Source organism: Rudanella paleaurantiibacter (assembly GCF_009184635.1).
Taxonomy (GTDB): domain Bacteria; phylum Bacteroidota; class Bacteroidia; order Cytophagales; family Spirosomataceae; genus Rudanella; species Rudanella paleaurantiibacter.
The window spans coordinates 938,293-961,787 of sequence record NZ_WELI01000002.1; the positions used below are offsets into that span (position 1 = coordinate 938,293).

The following is a 23,495-nucleotide window of genomic DNA, read 5'->3' on the forward strand; positions in this document are numbered from 1 at the left end:
TACCCATTTCAAAGAGGAGAGATCAACCGATCTTTCCTCTTTTTGTGTTTGGTAGCTTCTTAAACCGCTCCGGGCTAATGAAATCTGTCTCTTCTCTGTTCGCCGTTGTTATCCTTTTTATTTCCCTGGTGGGTTTAACCTATCAGTCGGCCGACACCGATTGGCCTGAGTACCTCGGCGGCCCCGACCGAAATCATTACTCGCCCCTAAACCAGATCAATACGGCTAATGTGAGCCAACTCACACAAGCCTGGGCGTACAGTGCCCCCGATAGCGGACAGATGCAGGTGAGCCCCATTGTGGTGAGGGGCGTTCTGTACGGCGTAACAGCCGCTGTGCAGGCCTTCGCGCTTGATGCAGCTACCGGGCGCGAACTGTGGCGTTTTGGCGACCCGCTCAAAGCCTGGCACAGCACAAGCCGGGGGGTTGCTTACTGGACCGACGGCAAAAGCGACGAGCGCATCCTGTACACGGTTGGGCCCTGGCTTTATGCCCTAGACGCCCGCACTGGCAAACCCATTACCGCCTTTGGTGAAGCCGGGCGGGTAAGCCTTCGGGCCGGTTTGGGTGCGCAAGCCGCCGAAAAATCAGTAATCTCGAACACACCGGGCACCATTTTCGAAAACCTGATTGTGATGCCCATGCGGCTCTCGGAGGGGTCTGATGCCGCACCGGGCCATATTCAGGCGTTCGACGTTCGGACGGGTAAACTGGCCTGGGTTTTTCACACGATTCCCCATCCAGGCGAATACGGCTACGAAACCTGGCCGAAAGATGCCTGGAAAAATACCGACGTGGGGGGAGCCAACAACTGGGCCGGTATGGCTATCGACCGCAAGCGTGGTATTCTGTTTGTACCGACCGGATCGGCAGCATTTGATTTTTACGGTGGTAACCGGAAAGGCCAGAACCTATTTGCCAACTGCCTGCTGGCGCTTAACGCACGCACCGGCAAACGACTCTGGCACTACCAAATGGTGCATCACGACGTGTGGGATCGCGATTTTCCGGCTCCGCCAAACCTGGTTACCCTCCGGCAAACCGGCACCGATGGCCGCCCTCGTACCATTGATGCGGTAGCCCAGCCTACCAAGTCGGGGCATGTGCTGGTTTTTGACCGGGTAACGGGGAAACCCTTGTTTCCTATTCCAGAAGTTGCCGTTGAGCAAAGTGATTTACCCGGCGAGTCGACCTGGCCTACGCAGCCCCAACCCCTCAAGCCAGCTCCGTTTGCCCGACAAACCCTCACCGAAGCCGACCTGAATCCGTACACAACCGACCGAGACTCCTTACTAACCGTATTCCGGCGGATCAAAAAAGGTTATATGGCACCACCCAGCAAACAAGGCACCCTTATTTTCCCTGGCTTCGACGGAGGAGCCGAGTGGGGTGGGGCCGCCGTTGACCCGGAGGGAATCATGTACGTCAATGCCAACGAAATGGCCTGGGTTCTCACCATGGTCGATGCGCCCAAACAGGATGCCTTAGCGCACCTTAGTACGGGCGCCCGCCTATATACACTTCAATGCGCCAGCTGCCACGGCCCCGAACGTAAGGGCAACCCTAAAAGCGGCTTTCCGTCGCTGGTTGATATTAACCAGCGACGCGACCGCGCCTACGTTACCCAGATTGTTAGTCAGGGCAAGGGTATGATGCCGGGCTTCACCACCCTGAAACCTGAAGAGAAACAGGCGTTGGTGGCCTTCCTGTTTGGCGACGAAAAGCAGGAAATGGCGGGTGTGGCCAAACCGAAAGGCGCTCAACCTCCGCAACTGCCCTACAAAACAACAGGCTACAACAAGTTTCTGGATAGTAAAGGATACCCGGCTATTGCACCCCCGTGGGGTACGCTCAACGCCATAAATCTGAACACGGGCGAACTGGTCTGGAAGAATACATTGGGTGAATTTAAAGAGCTGACAGCCAAAGGCATACCGCCAACCGGAACCGAAAACTACGGGGGACCTGTAGTCACGGCGGGCGGGGTGCTGTTCATTGCCGCCACCAAAGACGAGATGTTCCGGGCATATGACAAACAAACGGGGAAACTTCTCTGGGAAACCAAACTCCCGGCCGCGGGCTATGCCACGCCCTGCACCTACGCCGTTGGCGGAAAGCAGTACGTAGTCATTGCCTGCGGAGGGGGTAAACTGGGGACCAAAAAGGGAAATCAGTTTATTGCATTTGCGCTGCCCTAAGGCACAATTAGCACCTTACCCATCACCCGTCGACCAAGCATCTCGTTGAGGGCATCGGCTGCCTTTTCGAGGGGGTAGGTGGCCTGAATGTGGGGTTTCAGTTCCCCGCTTTTCCAGAATCCCAGCAACTCAGTCACATTTTTGAAATTGTCTTTGGGCTGCCGCTCTGCAAAGGCTCCCCAAAACACGCCTACCACCGAGCACCCTTTGAGCAACGGTAAGTTGAAGGGTAAACTGGGTATGGCTCCGGCGGCAAACCCAACTACCAGATAGCGCCCCTGCCAATTCATGGACCGTAAGGCGGGTTCGGCCAAATCGCCCCCGACGGGGTCGTACACCACGTCGACGCCTTTGCCACCCGTAATCTCCTTGATTCGCTCCCGAAGGTCTTCGGTTTTGTAATTGATCGTTTCGGATGCGCCATATTCCCGGCACAAAGCCAGTTTCTCATCAGTCGATGCGGCAGCAATCACCCGAGCCCCCATAATGTTGCCCAGCGCTACGGCCGCAAGCCCGACACCACCCGCAGCTCCCAATACCAACAGGGTTTCCGGTTCGTTGCCCCGGTCTGGTTGCAGGTTTGCCCGGTCTTTCAGGGCATGATACGAGGTTCCGTAGGTGTACATGAGCGAAGCCGCCGTTTGAAAATCCATCCCCTCCGGCATCGGAAACGTGCGGTACCCATCGGCCACTACGCCTTCGGCAAAGCCACCCCAGCCCGTCAGCGCAAACACCGAATCGCCGGGTTTCACGTGCGAAACGCCCTCGCCTACCTCCCGCACAATACCCGCTACCTCGCCCCCCGGCGAAAACGGAAAAGGTGGCTTAAACTGATACTTTCCCTCAATAATGAGTGTATCCGGGAAATTGACACCACAGGCTTTTACCTCGATCACAAGTTTCCCTTTCGGAGCCGATGGCCAGCTAATATCTTCAACAACAAGGCTTTCGGGTGGCCCGTACTGATGGCATAAAACAGCTTTCATTTGTCTAAAAATCTAATTTCATCACAATAAAATAATTTAACTGTATGCTTGCATACTATTTTTAGAGGTATTTTATTTGCACTATAATTAGTATGCAAGCATAACATTTAACGACATGATTGCAACGGAGAACAAAGCGTCGATCAAAGGCGGAGAATTTCTGATTAAAGAGACAAGCGCCGACCAGGTATTCATTCCCGAAGAATTTACGGAAGAGCAGCAGATGATTGCGGCTACCTGCCGTGAGTTTCTGGAACGTGAAATCTGGCCACGCCTTAACGAGATAGATTCAGCCAAGTCGCCCGAGCTTATTTCATCCCTGATGGACAAAGCCGGCGAATTAGGCCTGTTGGGTACGGGTGTACCCGAAGAATACGGCGGTTTTGGTATGAGCTTCAACACCTCTATGCTGGTAGCCGAGACAACCGGTGCCGGACACTCGTTTTCGGTAGCGCTGTCGGCCCATACGGGTATTGGTACGTTGCCCATTGTTTATTACGGCAACGACGAGCAGAAAGCTAAATACCTGCCTAAACTGGCAACTGGTGAGTGGAAAGCCGCTTACTGCCTCACCGAGCCCGATTCGGGATCGGATGCCAACTCAGGCAAGACGAAAGCGAAACTGAGCGAAGACGGTAAACACTACATTCTGAATGGTCAGAAAATGTGGATTACCAACGGTGGTTTTGCCGATGTGTACATTGTTTTTGCTAAAATCGAGGAAGGCGGTCAAACGGACAAGAACCTGTCGGCATTTATCGTAGAGCGTTCGCACGAGGGTATCACGATGAACGAGCCCGAACACAAAATGGGCATCAAGGGGTCTGATACGCGGCAGATTTTCTTCAACGACTGCAAAGTACCCGTTGAGAATCTGCTTTCAGAGCGCGGTAACGGCTTCAAAATCGCGGTTAATATCCTGAACATCGGCCGAATTAAGCTTGGTGCCGCTACAGTAGGTGGCTCGAAAGAGGTCATCAACAACGCGGTTCGGTACGCCAACGAGCGTAAGCAATTCAATACGCCCATTGCTCAGTTTGGGGCTATTAAGCACAAACTGGCCGAGATGGCCATTAAGGTGTACACCTCCGAAACGGCTTCATACCGCGCTGGTCAGAACATCGACGACATGATCGAAGATCTGAAAGAGCAGGGTATGAACGATGCACAGGCCAAACTGAAAGCCTTGGAGCAGTTTGCCATCGAGTGTGCCATCATGAAAGTACATGGTTCAGAAGCGCTCGACTACGTAGTTGACGAGGGGGTACAGGTGTATGGCGGTATGGGCTACTCGGCCGATGCACCCATGGATCGAGCCTACCGGGATGCGCGTATCAACCGGATTTTTGAAGGTACCAACGAGATCAACCGGATGCTCGTAGTTGATATGATTTTGAAGCGGGCTATGAAAGGCGAACTCGACCTGATGGGTCCTGCCATGGCCGTTGGCAAAGAAATCATGTCGATTCCTGATTTCAGCAGCGACGAAGAAGAGGGCCTGTTCATAGCCGAGAAAAAGGTGCTGCGCAACCTCAAAAAATCGGTGCTGATGGTAGCCGGTGCTGCTGTTCAGAAATTCATGACCAAGCTTTCGGAAGAGCAGGAAATTCTGATGAGTCTGGCCGATATGGTTATCGAAATCTACGCGGCAGAATCAGTTCTGCTGCGTGTTGAGAAACTGATTGGCATCAAAGGCGAAGAGGCCGTTTCGTTACAAAAAGAAATGGCTCTGGTGTACCTCCACGAGGCCGTTGAGAAAATCAACAACGCCGGCCGGGCAGCTATCACCTCGTTTGCTGAGGGCGACGAGCTGCGTGTGATGCTGATGGGCCTGAAGCGATTCACGAAAATAGAGCCGATGAACCTCAAAAACGCCCGTCGGCGGATTGCTGAGGCCATGCTCGCCGAGAACAAGTATATTTTCTAAGATGACGGGCGTTGCGACGCCCATTACCTGACGACTTTACATTCAACCAACAACTAAAAATCAATAAAGCCGACTCCTGATGGGAGTCGGCTTTTTCGTTTTCCAAGCCGGATTGGCAGAGTCTTATTTATTCGGGCAACGAACGATTCACATAGGTCATGAATCTTTCCAACAGGCTAAATTTTACCTCTTTCGGGTACCTACGTAACGAACATTACCACCGAGAACGCTGTTACTTTCTCGGTGCCGCCGAAGTCGTTTTGGCGGCTTTTCGTATTACCAAACACCCGCAACAGCGGGCCGTCTTTTTGAACGCACAGGAACTGATCGGTTTATACACCGACGATAGTTTTATTAAGCTTTTGGCCGAGCCCCTGACCCGGAAATCGGCCGAACCGCAACGGCTTCAGATCAAAGGTCTTTCGGGTAGTCTGGATGCCCTCTTAGCCACGGCTATTTTCCGCATGAACGGTGGTAATCACTTATTCGTGATGACCGACCGCGACGAAGCCGCTTACTTTTTCAACGACCTGCAAAATCTGGTTGGGCAAGAGGTACTACTCTTCCCGATGTCGTACAAGAAACCCTATCAGTACGAAGAGGTCGAAAACGCCAACGTACTCATGCGGGCCGAGGTGCTGAACAAGCTCAACCCGGCACCAAAAGGCGGATTACTGATGGTGACGTACCCCGAAGCCCTATCGGAGCGGGTAATTAACAAGCGTACCTTGCAGGCCAACACGCTCACTGTTCGGGTTGGCGACAAACTCGATACCAACTTCGTGTCAGAAATGCTCCAGAATTATGAATTTGAGCTGACTGATTTTGTGTACGAAGCGGGTCAGTTTTCTATTCGGGGAGGTATTATCGACGTGTTTTCGTTTGCCAGCGAGTTTCCGTATCGGATTGATTTGTTTGGCGATGAAGTGGAAAGTATTCGGACATTTAGCCCTGAATCACAGTTATCCACAGGCGATGTGCCGTTTATTAACATTATCCCCAATATTCAGACAAAACTGATTGAGGAAACCCGCGAGCCTTTTCTGGACTACCTGCCCCAAAACACGGTAGTATGGGCCAAAGATGTGGATTTCACCCTCGAAGTTGTGGATAAGTGCTTCGAAAAAGCGGAACAGAGCTTTGCGTCGATTGTAGCGAGTGGGGGAGGAGTACAGGTTGTGCTAGACCCTACTGATCTGTTCGAAACACGACGGTCGTTACTGAACCATCTGAAACGGTTCACAACGGTTGAGTTTGGGCGCAAATTTTACTTCAAAACCGAAGCCCGGCAGCAGTATCAGTCGAAGCCACAACCGTCGTTCAACAAAGATTTCAAGCGGCTTCTGGACAACCTGGCCGAGAATCAATCGAAAGGATACACCAATGTGATTGCGGCCGAGTCGTTCAAACAGCTTGAACGGCTTCGCACCATTTTTGAAGAACTTGACCCATTCGTCAAGTTTTTGCCTCTAAACATCGGTCTGCGCGAAGGCTTCACCGACGAAGCCCTGAAGATTGCCCTTTTCACCGACCACCAAATCTTCGACCGATATTTCAAATACCGCGTTCAGGATAAGTTTTCGAAGTCAAAGGCGCTAACCCTGCGCGAGCTGAAGACGTTACAACCTGGTGACTATGTAACCCACGTAGACCACGGGATTGGACGTTTTGCCGGCCTTGAAAAGGTAGATATGGGTGGCCGCGAACAGGAAGCTATCCGGCTTATCTACCGCGACAACGATATTCTGCTCGTTAGTATCTACAGCCTGCACAAAATTGCCAAGTATAGCGGTAAAGAGGGTGGCCCGCCAACCATGAACAAGCTGGGGTCGCAGGAATGGGAGCTGAAAAAGTCGCGGGTTAAGAAGCAGGTTAAAGACATTGCCAAGGAGCTGATTTCGCTCTACGCGAAGCGTCGGCAGGCACCGGGTTATGCCTTTAGCCGTGATACATTTTTACAAGCCGAACTCGAATCCTCATTTATCTACGAAGACACCCCCGATCAGGCAAAGGCAACCAACGACGTAAAAAACGACATGGAGCAGCCCCACCCGATGGACCGGCTCGTGTGTGGCGATGTAGGCTTTGGCAAAACTGAGGTGGCTATACGGGCGGCTTTCAAGGCCGTTTCGGACAATAAGCAGGTGGCGGTACTCGTACCAACCACTATTCTGGCCATGCAGCACTACAAAACCTTTATGGACCGCATGGCCGATTTACCGGTGAAAGTCGATTACATCAACCGGTTTCGTTCGGCAGCCCAAATTAAGGAGACGCTCAAAGGCGTTGCTTCGGGCGAAATCAATATCCTGATTGGCACCCACCGGATTGTCAATAAAGACATCAAATTCAAGGATTTAGGCTTGCTGATTATCGATGAGGAGCAGAAGTTTGGCGTGAAAACCAAAGATCGTCTTAAAGAAATGCGGGTCGATGTTGATGTGTTGACGCTCACAGCCACGCCGATTCCCCGAACGCTCCATTTTTCACTTATGGGGGCCCGGGATCTGTCGGTAATTGCCACCCCTCCACCCAACCGCCAGCCAGTAACCACCGAGGTGCACGCGTTCAACGAGGCCACCGTTCGCGACGCCATCAGCTACGAATTACGCCGGGGTGGGCAGGTATTTTTCGTGCATAACCGGGTCGGTGATATTGAGTCGATCGGAAATTTGATTTTACGGTTGGTTCCCGAGGCCCGTGTCTCGGTAGCCCACGGACAAATGGAGGGCGAGAAGCTGGAGAAAATCATGACCCGGTTTATCGAAGGTGATTCCGACGTGCTTGTTTCCACCAATATTATCGAGTCGGGCCTGGATATTCCGAACGCCAACACCATTCTGATTAACTCAGCGCACATGTTTGGTTTGTCGGACCTGCATCAGATGCGGGGTCGGGTAGGACGCTCTAACCGCAAGGCATTCTGTTACTTACTGACGCCCCCGGCTTCGGTTCTGACCTCCGACGCCCGCAAACGGCTGCAAACCCTGGAAGATTTTTCTGATCTGGGCGAGGGCTTTAAAATCGCCATGCGTGACCTCGACATTCGGGGCGCGGGTAATTTGCTGGGTGCCGAGCAAAGCGGTTTTATCAATGATCTGGGCTACGAGATGTACCACAAGATACTCGATGAGGCCGTTCAGGAACTTCGGGAAACAGAGTTTAAAGACCTGTTCAGCCCGAACACCGACGTATTAAAGCCATCGTTACCCGATACAGTCATCGAAACCGATTTGCAGGTTGTGATTCCAGACAAATATGTATCTAATATTTCGGAACGTTTGGCGTTATACACTCGCCTGGATAATATTCAGACAAACGATGAGCTTCAGGCCTTCCGGCAAGAGGTAATTGACCGGTTTGGCCCCATGCCCAACGATGTGGAAAACCTGATTAAGATGGTGAATGTCCGGTGGAAAGCTGAAAAACTGCATCTGGAAAAACTGACGTTGAAAAATAATATCCTGAAGGGATACTTCGTTTCTTCCGAGGGTGGTAACCAGGCAACTGACAGCTTTTTTAACTCCGATGGGTTTGGCAAGGTTATTGACTATTTACGCGCAAACCCAAACCGTTTTTCGCTCAAAGAATCGAAAGGACGGCCTGTATTTACCCATTCAGATATCACCTCGGTGGAACAAATGGATCAGGTCCTTGGCGCTTTGACTAATTAATGCGATTTATTGCCCAATTTTGCAACCTCGATTGACTCAGATACAGCAATGATTAAGAAGTATCACCTTACGCGAGCTATGCTCCAACGTGCAGCGTACGTGTTGTTGGCAACGGCGGCCCTGGCCTCGTGTAAGCCAAAACACCCGACTAGTGTAAAACCCGGTAAGAAGAGTACGGCCACCGGAATTGCCTACAATCAGAAGGATGGTTTTCAGGTAAAGTCATTTAAGGCACCTAATGGCGGTCCTAACCTCATCTTTATTGAAGGAGGTCGGTTTACGATGGGTGCCCTTGAAGAGGATGTGGTGAACTCGCGCGACAACCGCGAGCGGACGGTGAGTATTCAATCGTTTTACATGGACGAAACCGAAATGGCGAACGTCCACTACCTTGAATACCTAAATGCTATTCAGCGCGACTCGTCGGAAGAAGTCTACCGGGCGGCCCTGCCTGATACGACGGTTTGGGCAGGTCAGCTTTCGTTCAACGATACTTACGTTACGCAATACCTCCGTTATCCGGGCTATCGCTACTACCCAGTTGTTGGGGTTTCGTGGGTTCAGGCCAGTGATTATGCAGCCTGGCGTACCGAAGCTGTGAACAATGAACTGGCAAAAGGTGGTCAGAAAACGAAGAAAAAAGGCGGTGGCTTCTCCTTGAAGCGGAAATCAAAATCTGCTGAGCCTGCACTCGCGGAAGCATCGGCATCACCGAGTGCACCGGCTCGTATGAGCATTGAGAGCGGTTTGGTACTGCCTGAGTACCGCCTGCCAACAGAGGCAGAGTGGGAGTATGCAGCGAAAGCCATGATCGGCACGCAGTATCTGGATGAGAATCAGGCCAATCAGCGGATTTACCCCTGGGATGGTTCCTCTGTTCGGAACCCCAAGAAGGGTAAGAAGCAGGGACAAATGCTGGCCAACTTCAAACGCGGCCGGGGTGACTACGCCGGTATTGCGGGCCGTTCGAACGACCAGGCTATCATTACGGCGGAGATCTACAAATTTGCACCTAACGATTTCGGTCTGTACAATATGGCTGGTAACGTAAATGAGTGGGTATATGACGTTTACCGTCCACTTTCGTACCAGGACGTGAGCGACCTGAACCCAATTCGGCGGAATGGTTACCTCGACGATTCTAAAAACTACGATCGTAAGAATAACAACTCAGCTATCGACGACAAGGTCCGTGTGTACAAAGGTGGCTCTTGGAACGATGTAGCCTACTGGCTCTCGCCCGGCACACGCCGGTACCTTGATCAGGACTCAGCAACTGCTACTATTGGTTTTCGTTGCGCCATGATCGGTTTGGGTCGGAATCGGTAGAATTTTTTCGAATACATATAAAAAGCTCCTGGGTTTGCTCAGGAGCTTTTTTGTTTATCGGGCCGAGGCTATGGTAATGACACTAACTGCCTTACAACCAGCCCTGTGCAGCTCAATCGCGCAGGCTTCGATGGTGGCTCCCGTGGTTAGTACATCATCAACGATGGCCACATGTTTGCCGATTATGGCTTCGGGCTTGCTCACCCGAAATACGGTCTTCACATTTAACCACCGCTGCAACCGATTTTTCCGGGTTTGTGACTCTCTGAAGGCAGTACGCACCATTACATCGGTCCGCATTGGTTTTGACGTTGCTTTGCTTAATCCCTCGGCAATACAGTCTGCCTGGTTATAACCGCGCTTCCTCAATCGTTTTTTATGGAGAGGTACTCCAACAAATAAGTCAATCTCATCCACCCATGGGCACTCTGTCTGCAATCGATGACCGTACCATTGACCCACTGTAACGGCAGCTTCGGTGCGGTCTTTGTATTTAATTTGGTGGATTAACTTTTGCACCACACTACCTTTTGAAAATTGGTAAAACGAAGTTGCATGGGCGACCCGGACCTTGCCCGCGAATTTGGTGAGCAAATGAGACTCCATTTCGAGATGATAACTTGTTTCTGGAAGCCCCATCCGACAGGGTACACAAAGCAACATTTCGTGCTGATCCAGCATCTTTTGGCAACCCAGACAGGGAGTAGGGTAGAGTAGATGAAAAAAGTCGGTAAAGGCAGCGGAAATAAACCGAAACATAGTCTATGTACGTTAATGGCTTATAAGTTGTATTTTAGTGAAGAATATGGACAATCCTAATAATGTGTCAGTTGCAGACGTCGAGCCTACGTGGAATTTACTTCTCGACCAACTCGAAAAGATGGTCGGGAAGCGCCCTGCGGATCTCAACGCTGTGTTGTTTTTAATCGGTATTCAGGAGCTGGGCACTGGTCCGCGTCGCTTCTCGAAAGAACAAAAACAGGATTTACTACACATCGCTACATGTCGGGTCTTGAGTCTATCAGGCTATTACGCCCTCGATGGGTTTGATAAGGATGGTTGGCCCAGCTGGACATTAATTAAGCCGATTCCACAAACTAATCTTGCCGCTCAGGAGTATTTTATTCAACAGCATGTAATTCAATACTTTGAGCAAGTAGTGCCTATACTATGACCTTTACGATTTAACAGCACGCGCTATGCAGTCATACGATACCTTACTCCAACGTATTGAGGAGTACAAGAAACGTTATTTTCTGAATCAACTCGTTAAAGGTGCCTTGTTTTTTACGGCTTTAGCGGGCTCTCTGTTCTTGCTGATCAACACGGCGGAGTTTATTGGTCGCTTCGGATCGACGGGGCGGGCTGTTATGTTTTTCGGCTTTTTGCTTACACTTCTGATTACGCTCTACCTTTTTATTCTCAAACCTCTGCTGGGTTTATACAACTTACGCAAAGCGTTGAGCGATGACGAAGCAGCTCGTCAGATCGGTACCTTTTTTCCGGAGGTTGGTGATAAGCTCCTAAACACACTTCAACTTCAGCGCATTAGCAGCGCTCAAAGTGATTTGATGCAGGCGAGTTTGCAACAACGCTCACAACAACTTCTGATTACCCGTTTTGCCAACGCTATTCAGATTGAGCGGAACCGACGTTTTCTGAAGCTGGCACTCCCTCCGGTTGTGCTCATTTTGGGGATTTTACTTGTCAACCCTACCTTTTTCAGTACTTCATCGACCCGGATCGTTAACTACAACCGTGAGTTTGCTGAGGAGGCTCCGTTTCAGTTTGTACTGCAAAACACGTCACTCAACGCGTTTCGGAACGAAGATTTTCCGGTTACTGTCCGGCTGAAAGGAAACGCTATTCCGCAGGATGTCTATTTGGTGACCAATGGTACCCGCTTTAAGCTGGAGTCGAACAATTCGCTATTTACCTACACATTCGACAATGTGCAGCGGGATTTGGATTTTCATCTGGAAGCATCAGGATTTCGGTCAGATGAGTATCAACTTAAGCTGATTGACCGGCCTGCCGTTTTGAACTTCAACGTCAAGCTGGAATATCCAGCTTATCTGAACAAACCCGCTGAACAATTGGCGAATGTGGGTAACCTGTTGATTCCACAGGGTACGGTTGTGACCTGGAATTTTGTGGCCGACCATACTGACTCGCTCTCTTTGCAGTTTGGACAAGGCACAAAGCCCGTGTTAGCTCAGGAGAATGAGGAGAATGGATTTACGGCTACACGTCGGATGATGCAGAATACGGCATTGACCGTAATGCTCAAAAATGCACAGGTACCGAATCCATCCTCAATCAGCTACGGCATACAGGTAATCCCCGATCGGTTTCCAACCATTTCGGTGGATAAAATTCAGGATACTGTTTCATACAATGCCATCGCCCTCAATGGGCTTATTTCCGACGACTATGGTTTCTCGCGCCTACGCCTGACCTATAAGATTATTCGAAAAGGGAAGGAGTCGCCATTTTACAATAAAGATATTCCGATCAATCGTTCTTCAACCTCACAGAATTTCGCTTACAACTGGTCATTAGACAGCTTGAAGCTCGATAAAGAAGACCGTATCGACTACTTCGTTCAGGTTTGGGATAACGATGGAGCCAATGGCCCAAAATCCGCCAAGTCGAGCGCAATGAATTTTGCGATTCCCTCGAACCAGGAAATTCAGCAGCAAATTGATCAGGCAGCGGAGAAAACTGAACAGCAGATTGATCAGGCTCTGAGCAAAACGCAGGAAATTAAGAAAGAGCTCAATCAGATGGAGGAGCGCCTTCGGACAAAAAAAGCGACCGACTTCCAGGATAAAAAGCAGCTCGAAGATATTTTGAAGAAGCGCGAAGAGCTTATCGAACAGATAAAACAGCTTCAACAACAGTTTGACAAAACGAATCAGACTCAAGAGCGTTTTGCCCAGAACGATCCTCAAATGCAGCAAAAGTTAGAGCAGCTTGAGAAGATGTTTAAAGATTTGATGGACCCCGAATCGAAAAAGCTCTACGAAGAACTCAAGCAACTTCTGGAACGGAAGCAGGACGATAAGGCAAGCGAAATGCTGGATCGGTTGAACCGGAAGGAGCGAAATACGCAACGTGAGCTGGAGCGTGCCATGAAGATGTTTAAGCAAATGCAGCTGGAGCAAAAGATGGACAACATCATGAATGATCTGGAAAAACAAGCTCAGCAGCAAGAGAAAGAAGCGGAAGAAAACGAAAAGGCCAATGCAGATCCTGAGAAGCAAGCGAAAGAGCAGGAGAAAGCAATGGAGGATTTTAAGAAGACGCAGGAGCAGTTGAAAGACCTGGAAAAGCAGGCTCAGAAAGATCAACTACGCTCGCCTGATCAACAAGAGGATTCGCAAAAGGAGATTGAACAGCAAATGCAGCAATCGAAACAGCAACTCGATCAGAAGCAAAGCAAAAAGGCATCGTCCTCACAGAGTAAAACGGCAAAATCGATGCGTAGCATGATGAAAGCTATGCAGATGTCGATGGCATCAATGGAGGCTCAGGAGTTGCAGGAGAACATGGATGATCTGCGTAATTTACTTGAGAACCTGATTACCCTTTCGTTCAGTCAGGAGCGTCTGATGAAAGAGTTTAGAGGTATCAATCTGCAGGACCCACGTGTTGCACGGCTCTCACAAGAGCAACTCAAACTCCAGGATGATGCCCGAATTGTAGAAGATAGTCTGAATGCGCTGGCTTCGCGGGTGAATCAAATTCAGTCCTTTGTAACCCGCGAAATGTCCAATATGAAATACTATATGGATCAGAGTGTTCAGCAACTGAAAGAGCGGAAGCTATCGCAGGCTTCGTCTCGTCAACAGTTTGCTATGACTTCCATGAATAATCTGGCGCTTTTGCTTAGCGATGTATTGAAAAATATGCAGCAGCAAATGAACGCCATGGGTGCTCCGGGCTCTGGGTCCAGCAAGGGGAAAAGCAACAATCCTTCCGGCGAAATGGGGGAAATGCAGAAACAGCTGAATGCTAAAATGCGCCAGATGTCGCAAGGAGGAACTACGGGTCGAGCACTCTCGGAGCAACTTGCGCAAATGGCTGCCGAACAAGCCATGATTCGAAACTTGCTCAAGAAGTTACAAGAAAATGCAAAAGGCACGGAGGCTGGTAAGCAAATGGATAAACAAGTCAACGATCTGATGGAAAAGATGGATCAGACGGAAACGGACTTGGTGAATAAGCGGGTAAATCAAAATACGATAAACAGGCAAAATGAAATACTTACCCGTCTTCTCGAATCCGAAAAAGCGCTGAAGCAGCAGGAAGAAGACCCTAAGCGTCAATCGCAAACGGCCAAGGCGCCCAAAGTTAGTTCGCCCTCATTCTTCGACTCCATTAACAATAGACCGCAGATGAAACAAGTTGAAGTACTCAGGTCTGTAGTCCCCACGTACAATCCTTATTACAAAAAGCAGGCTAACGAGTATCTTCAGAAAGTAGCCAAATGATTTAAAACCAGAAGCGGAGAACTTTTTTAAAGTTTTCCGCTTTTTTCTTAAAAGTTTCCACGTGAAACATTTTAAGTTTTTCGCAAAAAATGCACGAAACATACGACGTCATAGTAGTTGGAGCTGGTCATGCTGGTTGTGAGGCTGCGCATGCGGCAGCCACCATGGGTTCCAAGGTTCTGCTCATCACCATGAATATGCAGACTATAGCCCAGATGTCATGCAACCCGGCTATGGGCGGTGTGGCAAAGGGGCAAATAGTCCGTGAAGTCGACGCCTTGGGCGGAATGTCAGGAATCATTAGTGACAAGAGTATGATTCAGTTCCGAATGCTCAACCGCTCAAAAGGACCCGCCATGTGGAGCCCACGCTGTCAGAGCGATCGGAATATGTTCGCCAACGAGTGGAGACTTGCACTGGAACACAACGCTAATGTCGACTTTTGGCAGGATACCGTGAGTCAGCTTCTGGTAAAGCATAATCGAGTTCACGGCGTGCGCACAGACATGGGCCTGGAGTTTAAGGCAAAGGCTGTGGTACTCACCAATGGAACGTTTCTTAATGGTCGAATCTTTATCGGCGAAAAGATATTCGGTGGTGGGCGAACCGCTGAGCGGGCTACAACAGGGTTGACCGAACAATTGGTCGAGATAGGTTTTGAAGCGGGCCGGATGAAAACCGGTACTCCACCGCGAATTGATGGACGCTCTCTTGACTACAGCCGCATGGAGGAACAACCCGGTGATGAGAACCCCGGCAAGTTTTCTTACAGCACCACGAAGCCTCTGTCCACTCAACGGAGCTGCTGGATTACCTATACCAACAGTGATGTGCACGAAACCCTAAAGGAAGGATTCGAAAAATCACCCATGTTTACTGGGCGAATCAAAGGGTTGGGCCCGCGGTATTGCCCATCTATTGAAGATAAAATCAACCGATTTGCTGATAAAGACCGGCATCAAATCTTTGTTGAGCCGGAAGGGTGGGAGACTGTCGAAGTCTATGTAAATGGCTTCTCCACGTCTTTGCCTGAAGATGTTCAGCTAAGAGCTTTACGTAAAATTCAGGGGTTTGAACAAGCAAAGATGTTTAGACCGGGCTATGCGGTCGAGTACGACTTTTTCCCGCCAACCCAGCTGAAGCATACACTGGAAACACATTTGGTTGAAAACCTATTTTTTGCAGGCCAGATCAACGGAACTACGGGTTATGAAGAGGCTGCCTGTCAAGGGCTCATTGCGGGTATAAATGCACACCAAAATGCGCACGAAAAAGACTCCTTTACCATCAGTCGGTCCGAAGGATACATCGGGGTTTTGATTGATGATCTAATCACAAAGGGTACAGAAGAGCCCTACCGAATGTTTACCTCTAGAGCAGAGTATAGAACATTGCTCCGGCAGGATAACGCCGATTTGCGGCTCACTGAACGGGGGCACACGATTGGACTTGCCTCCGACAGCCGCCTTCAGGACGTCCAGAAAAAGAAGCAAACGATTGCGGACTTAATGGATAACATACGGGTCACAAAGGTCAAACCTGAAGAAATAAATAGCTGGTTGGGCGATCTGAATAGTGCTCAGCTTCGTGAGAAGAGCAGTTTGTACGGCCTGATTAAACGCCCGGAGATAGGGCTGACAGAGGTCGACTATTTACTACAATTCTTACCGGAATACGAGCCTGAGGTGAACACGGAAACAATCGAGCAGGCAGTCATCGAAATCAAATACGAAGACTATCTGAACCGTGAGCGTACAAACGCTGAAAAAATCAGCAAATGGGAGAACTTAGAAATTACGGCTGATTTTGATTACGACAGATTGAAAGCTTTATCGTTTGAAGGACGAGATAAATTAAAAAAACAAAGGCCAGCCACTATTGGACAAGCCTCTCGGATAAGCGGAGTCAGCCCCTCGGATATTTCAATACTCTTAGTTTATTTAGGTCGTTAGACATCTATCTTTGATCCCGCTTAAACAAGCGGGATTATTTTTTTAAGTCGCTATTGCTATGAATCAGGAAACGTTGACAAACTGTCCTATTTGCTCTTCCACCCAATTTTCAACGCACTTAGTTTGTAAAGACTATCTGATAAGCCAAAGCGATTTTACCATACAATCGTGCAATCAGTGTGGTTTTCGCTTTACAAATCCGCGGCCTGATTCATCATCGATAGGCGCTTATTACCAATCCGCTGATTATGTTTCGCACAACGACAGCGGGGGCGGCCTTATCAATAAATTATATCGTTTGGTTCGTCAGTACACCTTACAGCAAAAGCTTAAGCTTATTAACTCAACACAGGCCAAACCAGGCAAGGTCTTAGACGTAGGATGTGGAACGGGACTTTTTTTAGAGACGTGCCATAAAGGTGGCTGGCAAATCAACGGTGTTGAACCTGACGCTAACGCACGTACAGTAGCCACTAATCGTTTACAGATTCAGGTCAAGGCTGATATTGATCAGATTACCGATAACGAGTTTGACCTACTCACAATGTGGCACGTTCTGGAGCATGTGCCAGACCTGCCCCAAACTTTGGTCAAATTACGAAACCGCATCCGGGTAGGGGGGACGCTGCTGATTGCGGTACCAAATTCAGATTCGTTAGACGCTCAACATTTCCGGAATCATTGGGCAGCATACGATGTACCACGGCATCTGTCACATTTTACCCCGCCCACGTTAAAGAAGCTGGTAAATGAAAGCGGCTTCGCATTTCAGGAAATGCACCCCATGTACTTCGATGCCTTTTATATCGGTATGCTCAGTACGAAGTATCGAGATGGTCGTACAAATTGGTTAGAAAGCATCTACCAGGGATTACGGTCAAATATGTACGGCAGCCGAACCGGTAATTACTCCAGCCTTATTTACGTATTCCGAAAGCTGTAACCTGAAGCCCATTCTGCATCCCAAATACTGACGAGCCCTGAAGCCATGCTTTAGGGCTTTTTCATGACTATTTCACGAATCCAGAAAAGGTCAATCTAAAATTAAAAATGTGAAAATTTTGGGTGGATAACCATGTTGATAACTCACACATAGAAGTGTATAAATGTTAGATTGATTGAATCCAAAATGTGTACAAGCTGAGGGTTATCCTGAACCGAGATTATCCACAACGATTGTGTAGAATAACTGTCCCGAAATCAACGAGCCAATGACATGTTTTCGTCAAGAGCAAATTGTGCAAAAATGAGGTTGGTTAATAAGTGTAAAAGTGAACACCAGAATTGTGCATAACTTGTTAATTTGCTGATTAACAACACATTCAAAGTGGATAATAAAATAACATTGTGGGATAACTATGTTGAGAAATTAGCCGTTATTGTTAAGTAGCTGTGGACAGTTTATCTTTCCACATATCCACAGCCTTAATGGTTTATAATAGTTAAAGAAATTAATTAAATTAGAAAATGAAAAATAGGTTTGTGTATATCCTGTTGCTGGGTGTGCTGCTGGTCGGACAAGCCCACTGGTGTCTCGGTCAATCGCCAGCCGACCTGGCCGACGAGTATTATAAAAAAGAAGAATTCGAAAAGGCGGCCAATGAATACGCAAAGCTGTTGAAAAACCAGATCAACTGGCCGACGGCCTTTCGGTATGTGAATAGCCTATTGCGGGCAAACAAAAATGAAGAAGCCGATAAGTATTTGAAAAGACAGGTACGGTCGGAAAATGAGAATAAATATCTGTTCGAAATCTTGACGGGTTTCGTAGCTAGCCGGGGGAGTGATACCCTGGAAGTGAACAAGCGGTTCAACGCGGCCTTGAAAGAAGCACAAAAGTCTGTTGCCAGAGCAGAACAGTCGGCCATTGCCTTTTCAGATATCAACGAATCAAAGTGGGCTATCAAAGCGCTGCTAACAGCACGCGAGTTGAGTAAAGACAATTCAGCCTATAGCGAAGAGTTAGCCGGCCTATACCGCGCTACGAGTCAAAATGAAAAATGGCTGAGTGAGTTATTTACCTTGAACCGGTTTCCCGAAAAGCGTGAGAAGGTGATGGCAGCTTTACAGGGAGTTATCAACACCAAAGACGAGGAAATGTTGGAAAAGGCATTGTATGCCCGTGTACAGCAAGAACCGAATGAATTAAGTTATACCGATCTGCTTACCTGGTTTTTTGTGCAGAAGCAGAAATTCAGCCGAGCCCTGCTGCAGGAGAAGGCAACAGATCGTCGGCTCAAGTTAAACGGCAGTCGTGTGTATGACCTTGGCAATATTGCTTTGAACAATAAGGAATACAAAGTTGCCGCAGATGCCTTTGATTACGTTGCCACGACCTATCCACAAGGCCAGCTGTACCCATTCGCCCGCCGATTGACAATAAACGCCCGGGAGGAGCAAATCAAAAACACCTATCCCGTTGATCCATCCGAAATCCGAAAGCTGATAAATAGCTACCAGAGTATGCTTCAGGAAATTGGTACAAATGCCAAGACTTTAGATGCGCTGCGTAGTACAGCAAATTTGTACGCCAATTACTTAGATCAAAAAGACACGGCACTGACGGTACTAGATTTAGCCATCGAAATGGGGAAAACTGACCGGAATTTTGTGGATAAGTGCAAAATTGACAAAGGAGATATCTATCTGCTTAAGAATGAGCCCTGGGAATCCACATTGTTGTATTCGCAAGTGGAAAAGTCTCAGAAAGAGGAGCAATTAGGACATGAAGCCAAGCTGAAAAACGCCAAACTGCACTATTACAGTGGCAACTTCATACTGGCCAAGGAAATACTGGATATTTTGAAACTTGCTACTTCCAGGGAAATTGCCAATGATGCCGAACAATTAGGGTTGCTCATTCAGGACAACACTGGGATGGATAGTACAGGGGCTGCAATGCGCGATTACGCGGCCGTAGAGCTCATGCTTTTTCAAAATAAGCTGGAGGGTGCAGTTGAGTCTTTAAATGCAATGCAGACGAAATATAGCTCACACATGCTGGCTGATGAAATCCTGTGGTTGCGGGCAAATACATATCTGAAGCAGGGGAAGACCGACAAAGCGATGGAAGACCTCAAGCAAATTACAGCTTCACATGGCCAGGATATTCTGGCTGATGATGCCTTGTTTCTTCAAGGGAAAATCTACGAGGAGCGGCTCAAGGATAAAAATGAGGCTATGGCAATTTATCAGAAGCTACTTACCGATCACTCAGGGAGTATTTATGTTGCCGAAGCCAGAAAACGTTTTCGAAGTCTCCGCGGTGATGTTGTGAATTAAATCAATAGGGCCAATCTGATTCAGATTGGCCCTATTGATTTAGATCGTTTGTAATAGCGCTTCTTTGAAATCCAGATAACGAGGTCGAATCTGAATCGACCTCTTTTCGCGACTAGCCAACACGGCAAGTCGTTCGGGTACATCAACAGATACCGATAAGACTTTCTCAACCAAAGGCTTAAACTTTGACGGATGAGCTGTGGCTAACGCGATACCACAAACATCAGCATTGTTAAGAGCTAAATACTGCTGCATTCCCATGATACCAATAGCGGTATGCGGACAACTTACGTACCCATAAGCTTCGTAAATAGCCTGCATACCAGCTCGCGTTTGCTCATCGTCGAAATAGCAACCTGATACTTGGCTTGTTACAGCATCGAACGAATCGCCGTACAGGTGTTTTAACCGTACAAAATTGCTGGGAGCACCAACATCCATTGCGTTTGAAATGGTAGCAACCGAATCTTTTGGCGTGTAGTCTCCAGACAGGAGGTAGTCTGGCACAACATGATTAAGGTTTGTGGCGGCAATAAAGTGGTGAACCGGAAGCCCCATTTTCTGAACAAGAACCCCTGCGCTCAGATTACCAAAGTTGCCACTTGGCGTACAGAAGACAACTGGTTTTTGGTGACTGGCGACCTGACCATACGCGCTTACATAATAGAAGCCCTGTGGAATCAACCGGAAAATGTTAATCGAATTAGCCGATGAAAGAGCAATCTGGTCAGTCAGTTCCGAATCAAGGAAAGCCTGCTTTACTAAAGCCTGACAATCATCAAACGACCCTTCAACCTCAAAAGCCTGAATATTTCCACCGAGTGTGGTCAATTGCTTTTCCTGCAAATCGCTAACCCGTCCTTTCGGATACAGAATAGAAACGCGAACACCGGGTACATTATGAAACCCCATGGCAACCGCTCCGCCTGTATCACCGGATGTTGCAACCAGAATGTGCACTTCCGAGTCACGTTGCTTGGAGAAATACGACATGAGGCCCGCCATGTAACGAGCGCCTACATCTTTGAATGCGAGCGATGGCCCATGAAACAGCTCCAAAACAGCAAGTTTTTCGGCTTCAAGCGGAACAACCGGCGTTTCAAACGGAAAGGCACGGTGTGTCAGCTCTTGGAGGTCAGCATCAGAAATCTCGTTACCGAATAAAGCTTTACTGAGCTGATAACCAATGTCAGCTAAAGTTCCAGATGCAATTTGGTTGAAGAAGGCCGGCCCAAGATCTGGCAAATGGTCTGGCATGTATAGCCCTTTGTCGGCTGGTAAGCTAGTAAAAAGGGCATCTTGAATGGAAACGGTTTTCTCCGGGCTGTTCGTACTGTAAAAGCGCATGATACTCAGGGATAAGGGGCGCAATTTACAAGGTTATCCACATTGGATTGGTTAAAATGTCGATGTTAAGACCTAAATGGGTAAAGAGCGTTGCGCGCATGGATAGCATTCCCACTAAATTGTGTTATTACTTTTTAGTGAGGGTAAGAAAGTATATTTGCCCCAAAACACTTCAACTATGTCATTCGGAACGTTTCAAATTCCCACTCCACAAAACGAGCCCGTAAAAGAATACCGCCCTGGCTCACCCGAACGCAAAGCAATTCAGCAGGCATTAGCCGAGGCACGGAATCAGGAAGTGAACATTCCGATGTACATCGGGGCCGAAGAGGTTTATACCGATAACCGTATTCGAATGGCCCCTCCGCACGATCATCAGCATACGCTTGGTCATTTTTCAGAAGGAGATGCCTCACATGTTCAGCAAGCGATTGATGCCGCATTAGCTGCAAAAGAGAATTGGGCTAGTTTGCCCTGGGAGCACCGGGCGGGTATTTTCCTTAAAGCCGCTGAGTTGATAGCTGGTCCGTACCGGGCAACCATCAATGCTGCCACAATGCTGGGGCAATCTAAAAACGTATTCCAGGCCGAAATCGATTCGGCCTGCGAGTTGATTGACTTTCTACGATTCAACGTACAGTACGCTGCCGAAATTTATAGCCAACAGCCTAAGTCAAGTCCTGGTGTTTGGAATCGGTTAGAGTACCGCCCCCTCGAAGGGTTTGTCTTCGCGCTTACTCCGTTCAACTTTACTGCTATAGCAGGTAACCTCCCCACATCAGCTGCCCTGCTGGGAAATACCGTCGTCTGGAAGCCAGCCTACACACAAGTGTATTCAGCCCACGTGATTATGAAAGTGCTAAAAGAAGCTGGCTTGCCTGACGGTGTAATCAACTTGATATACGTGGATGGCCCAGTTGCGGGAGAGATTATCTTCAACCATCCTGACTTTGCGGGCATTCACTTTACGGGCAGTACCAAAGTGTTTCAGGAAATCTGGAAAACAATCGGGCAGAACATTCATAAATACAAGACCTACCCACGGATAGTGGGCGAAACAGGCGGGAAAGACTTTGTGTTGGCTCACGGTTCGGCCAATGCAGAAGAAGTGGCCACAGCTTTAGTGCGCGGTGCGTTTGAGTACCAGGGACAGAAGTGCTCAGCAGCCTCACGGGCATATATACCGGCATCACTTTGGCCCGAAGTAGAACAGGTACTTCAAAAGCAGCTAAAGAGCATCAAAATGGGCGGGACGGAAGACCTGACCAACTTTGTAAATGCCGTAATTGACGAACGGGCATTTGATAAAATTGCCCAATACATCGGACGAGCTAAACAGGACCCGGGCGTCAGTGTCATTGCTGGGGGCAACTGTGATAAGTCAAAAGGGTACTTTGTTGAACCAACGGTATTACGCGTGGATGATCCGAAGTATCAAACCATGTGTGAAGAAATCTTTGGGCCAGTACTTTCAGTCTATGTCTTCGAAGACGATCGGTTTGAAGAAGTAGTGCAGTTAGTCAATACCACGTCGCCGTATGCGCTCACGGGGTCTATCTTTTCAAAAGATCGCTACGTGATTGATCAGGTGGATAAGCTACTGAAAAATGCAGCTGGCAACTTCTACATCAACGATAAGCCAACGGGGGCCGTGGTCGGACAACAACCGTTTGGTGGAGCCCGGGCTTCTGGAACAAACGATAAGGCGGGCTCTTATCTGAACCTTTTACGCTGGGTATCAGCACGAACGATCAAAGAAACCTTTGTTTCACCTCGTACTTACGAATACCCTTTCCTCGAAGCTGAATAAAAAATTTAAACTTTTTTTGAGGAAGGGCTTGACAAAAGGGTTTTTTGTGGCGTACCTTTGCAGTCCCAAATGAGGGGAACAGGCCGACAACGGTTGGCCTCCATCTCGAAAGAGAGAACGTTCTTTGAAATATTGGCATCACAAATAAGTGATAGACAAAGGCAAAAAGCACAGTCAAGTCGAAAGACTTGACAAACAATATTTACGATGGAGAGTTTGATCCTGGCTCAGGATGAACGCTAGCGGCAGGCCTAATACATGCAAGTCGAACGGCCAGCAATGGCAGTGGCGAACGGGTGCGTAACGCGTAAGGAACCTGCCCTTCACTGGGGGATAGCTTTGCGAAAGCGAAGGTAAACCCGCATGGTTCTGTAGGATCGCATGGTTTTACAGATAAATATTTATAGGTGAAGGAGGGTCTTGCGTCGGATTAGTTAGTTGGCAGGGTAACGGCCTACCAAGACGATGATCCGTAGGGGCTCTGAGAGGAGCGG

General features: G+C 48.6%; 13 protein-coding genes and 1 rRNA gene. 11 read left to right on the forward strand and 3 right to left on the reverse strand.

Going from position 1 to position 23,495, the window contains the following annotated elements; genetic code table 11:
* Positions 1 to 77 precede the first annotated feature (77 nt).
* Complete coding sequence (locus F5984_RS08690; RefSeq protein WP_152123833.1) at positions 78 to 2,198, forward strand: outer membrane protein assembly factor BamB family protein; 2,121 nt, start codon at positions 78 to 80, stop codon at positions 2,196 to 2,198.
* Here F5984_RS08690 and F5984_RS08695 read toward each other — a convergent pair.
* The gene (locus F5984_RS08695; RefSeq protein ID WP_152123834.1) at positions 2,195 to 3,184 is read right to left on the reverse strand and encodes an NADPH:quinone oxidoreductase family protein; all 990 of its coding nucleotides are present in this window, start codon (positions 3,182 to 3,184) and stop codon (positions 2,195 to 2,197) included. The two genes, F5984_RS08690 and F5984_RS08695, sit on opposite strands and share 4 nt — an antisense overlap.
* Before the next feature lie 115 nt (positions 3,185 to 3,299).
* On the opposite strand from F5984_RS08695, the gene F5984_RS08700 reads away from it, so the two are divergent.
* The 3 genes from F5984_RS08700 to F5984_RS08710 all read left to right on the forward strand — a co-directional run bounded on the left by F5984_RS08700 (position 3,300) and on the right by F5984_RS08710 (position 10,114).
* On the forward strand, positions 3,300 to 5,111 hold the full coding sequence (locus tag F5984_RS08700) for an acyl-CoA dehydrogenase family protein (RefSeq protein WP_152123835.1): 1,812 nt from the start codon (positions 3,300 to 3,302) through the stop codon (positions 5,109 to 5,111).
* Positions 5,112 to 5,419: 308 nt separating this feature from the next.
* Positions 5,420 to 8,785 carry a transcription-repair coupling factor gene (mfd, locus tag F5984_RS08705; RefSeq protein ID WP_152123836.1) on the forward strand — a complete coding sequence of 1,122 codons (3,366 nt, stop codon included), beginning with the start codon at positions 5,420 to 5,422 and terminating at the stop codon, positions 8,783 to 8,785.
* A 48-nt stretch (positions 8,786 to 8,833) separates the two neighbouring features.
* Positions 8,834 to 10,114 (forward strand): SUMF1/EgtB/PvdO family nonheme iron enzyme, encoded by a 1,281-nt coding sequence (locus tag F5984_RS08710; protein WP_152123837.1) that lies wholly within the window; start codon positions 8,834 to 8,836, stop codon positions 10,112 to 10,114.
* Between the two features lie 54 nt (positions 10,115 to 10,168).
* On the opposite strand, the gene F5984_RS08715 is transcribed toward F5984_RS08710, so the two are convergent.
* Positions 10,169 to 10,873 (reverse strand): ComF family protein, encoded by a 705-nt coding sequence (locus tag F5984_RS08715; protein ID WP_246168874.1) that lies wholly within the window; start codon positions 10,871 to 10,873, stop codon positions 10,169 to 10,171.
* A 46-nt stretch (positions 10,874 to 10,919) separates the two neighbouring features.
* Here F5984_RS08715 and F5984_RS08720 point away from each other — a divergent pair, with 46 nt between their 5' ends.
* The 5 genes from F5984_RS08720 to F5984_RS08740 all read left to right on the forward strand — a co-directional run bounded on the left by F5984_RS08720 (position 10,920) and on the right by F5984_RS08740 (position 19,844).
* Positions 10,920 to 11,288, forward strand: a complete 369-nt coding sequence (locus tag F5984_RS08720; RefSeq protein ID WP_152123838.1) for a hypothetical protein — start codon at positions 10,920 to 10,922, stop codon at positions 11,286 to 11,288.
* A gap of 25 nt (positions 11,289 to 11,313) precedes the next feature.
* The gene (locus F5984_RS08725) at positions 11,314 to 14,610 is read left to right on the forward strand and encodes a DUF4175 family protein (RefSeq protein ID WP_152123839.1); all 3,297 of its coding nucleotides are present in this window, start codon (positions 11,314 to 11,316) and stop codon (positions 14,608 to 14,610) included.
* Positions 14,611 to 14,699: 89 nt separating this feature from the next.
* Complete coding sequence (gene mnmG, locus F5984_RS08730; protein ID WP_152123840.1) at positions 14,700 to 16,562, forward strand: tRNA uridine-5-carboxymethylaminomethyl(34) synthesis enzyme MnmG; 1,863 nt, start codon at positions 14,700 to 14,702, stop codon at positions 16,560 to 16,562.
* 58 nt (positions 16,563 to 16,620) lie between these two features.
* Positions 16,621 to 17,505, forward strand: coding sequence for a class I SAM-dependent methyltransferase (locus tag F5984_RS08735; protein ID WP_246168875.1), 885 nt, complete (start codon positions 16,621 to 16,623; stop codon positions 17,503 to 17,505).
* Positions 17,506 to 18,029: 524 nt separating this feature from the next.
* The gene (locus F5984_RS08740; RefSeq protein WP_152123841.1) at positions 18,030 to 19,844 is read left to right on the forward strand and encodes a tetratricopeptide repeat protein; all 1,815 of its coding nucleotides are present in this window, start codon (positions 18,030 to 18,032) and stop codon (positions 19,842 to 19,844) included.
* A gap of 39 nt (positions 19,845 to 19,883) precedes the next feature.
* Here F5984_RS08740 and thrC read toward each other — a convergent pair whose 3' ends face one another.
* Positions 19,884 to 21,191, reverse strand: coding sequence for a threonine synthase (gene thrC, locus F5984_RS08745; RefSeq protein WP_152123842.1), 1,308 nt, complete (start codon positions 21,189 to 21,191; stop codon positions 19,884 to 19,886).
* 178 nt (positions 21,192 to 21,369) lie between these two features.
* Here thrC and pruA point away from each other — a divergent pair, with 178 nt between their 5' ends.
* Both pruA and F5984_RS08755 read left to right on the forward strand, forming a co-directional pair.
* Positions 21,370 to 23,001: an L-glutamate gamma-semialdehyde dehydrogenase gene (gene pruA / locus F5984_RS08750; RefSeq protein ID WP_152123843.1), complete on the forward strand. Its 1,632-nt coding sequence runs from the start codon at positions 21,370 to 21,372 to the stop codon at positions 22,999 to 23,001.
* Positions 23,002 to 23,205: 204 nt separating this feature from the next.
* Positions 23,206 to 23,495 (forward strand): 16S ribosomal RNA (locus F5984_RS08755); the annotation flags it as partial.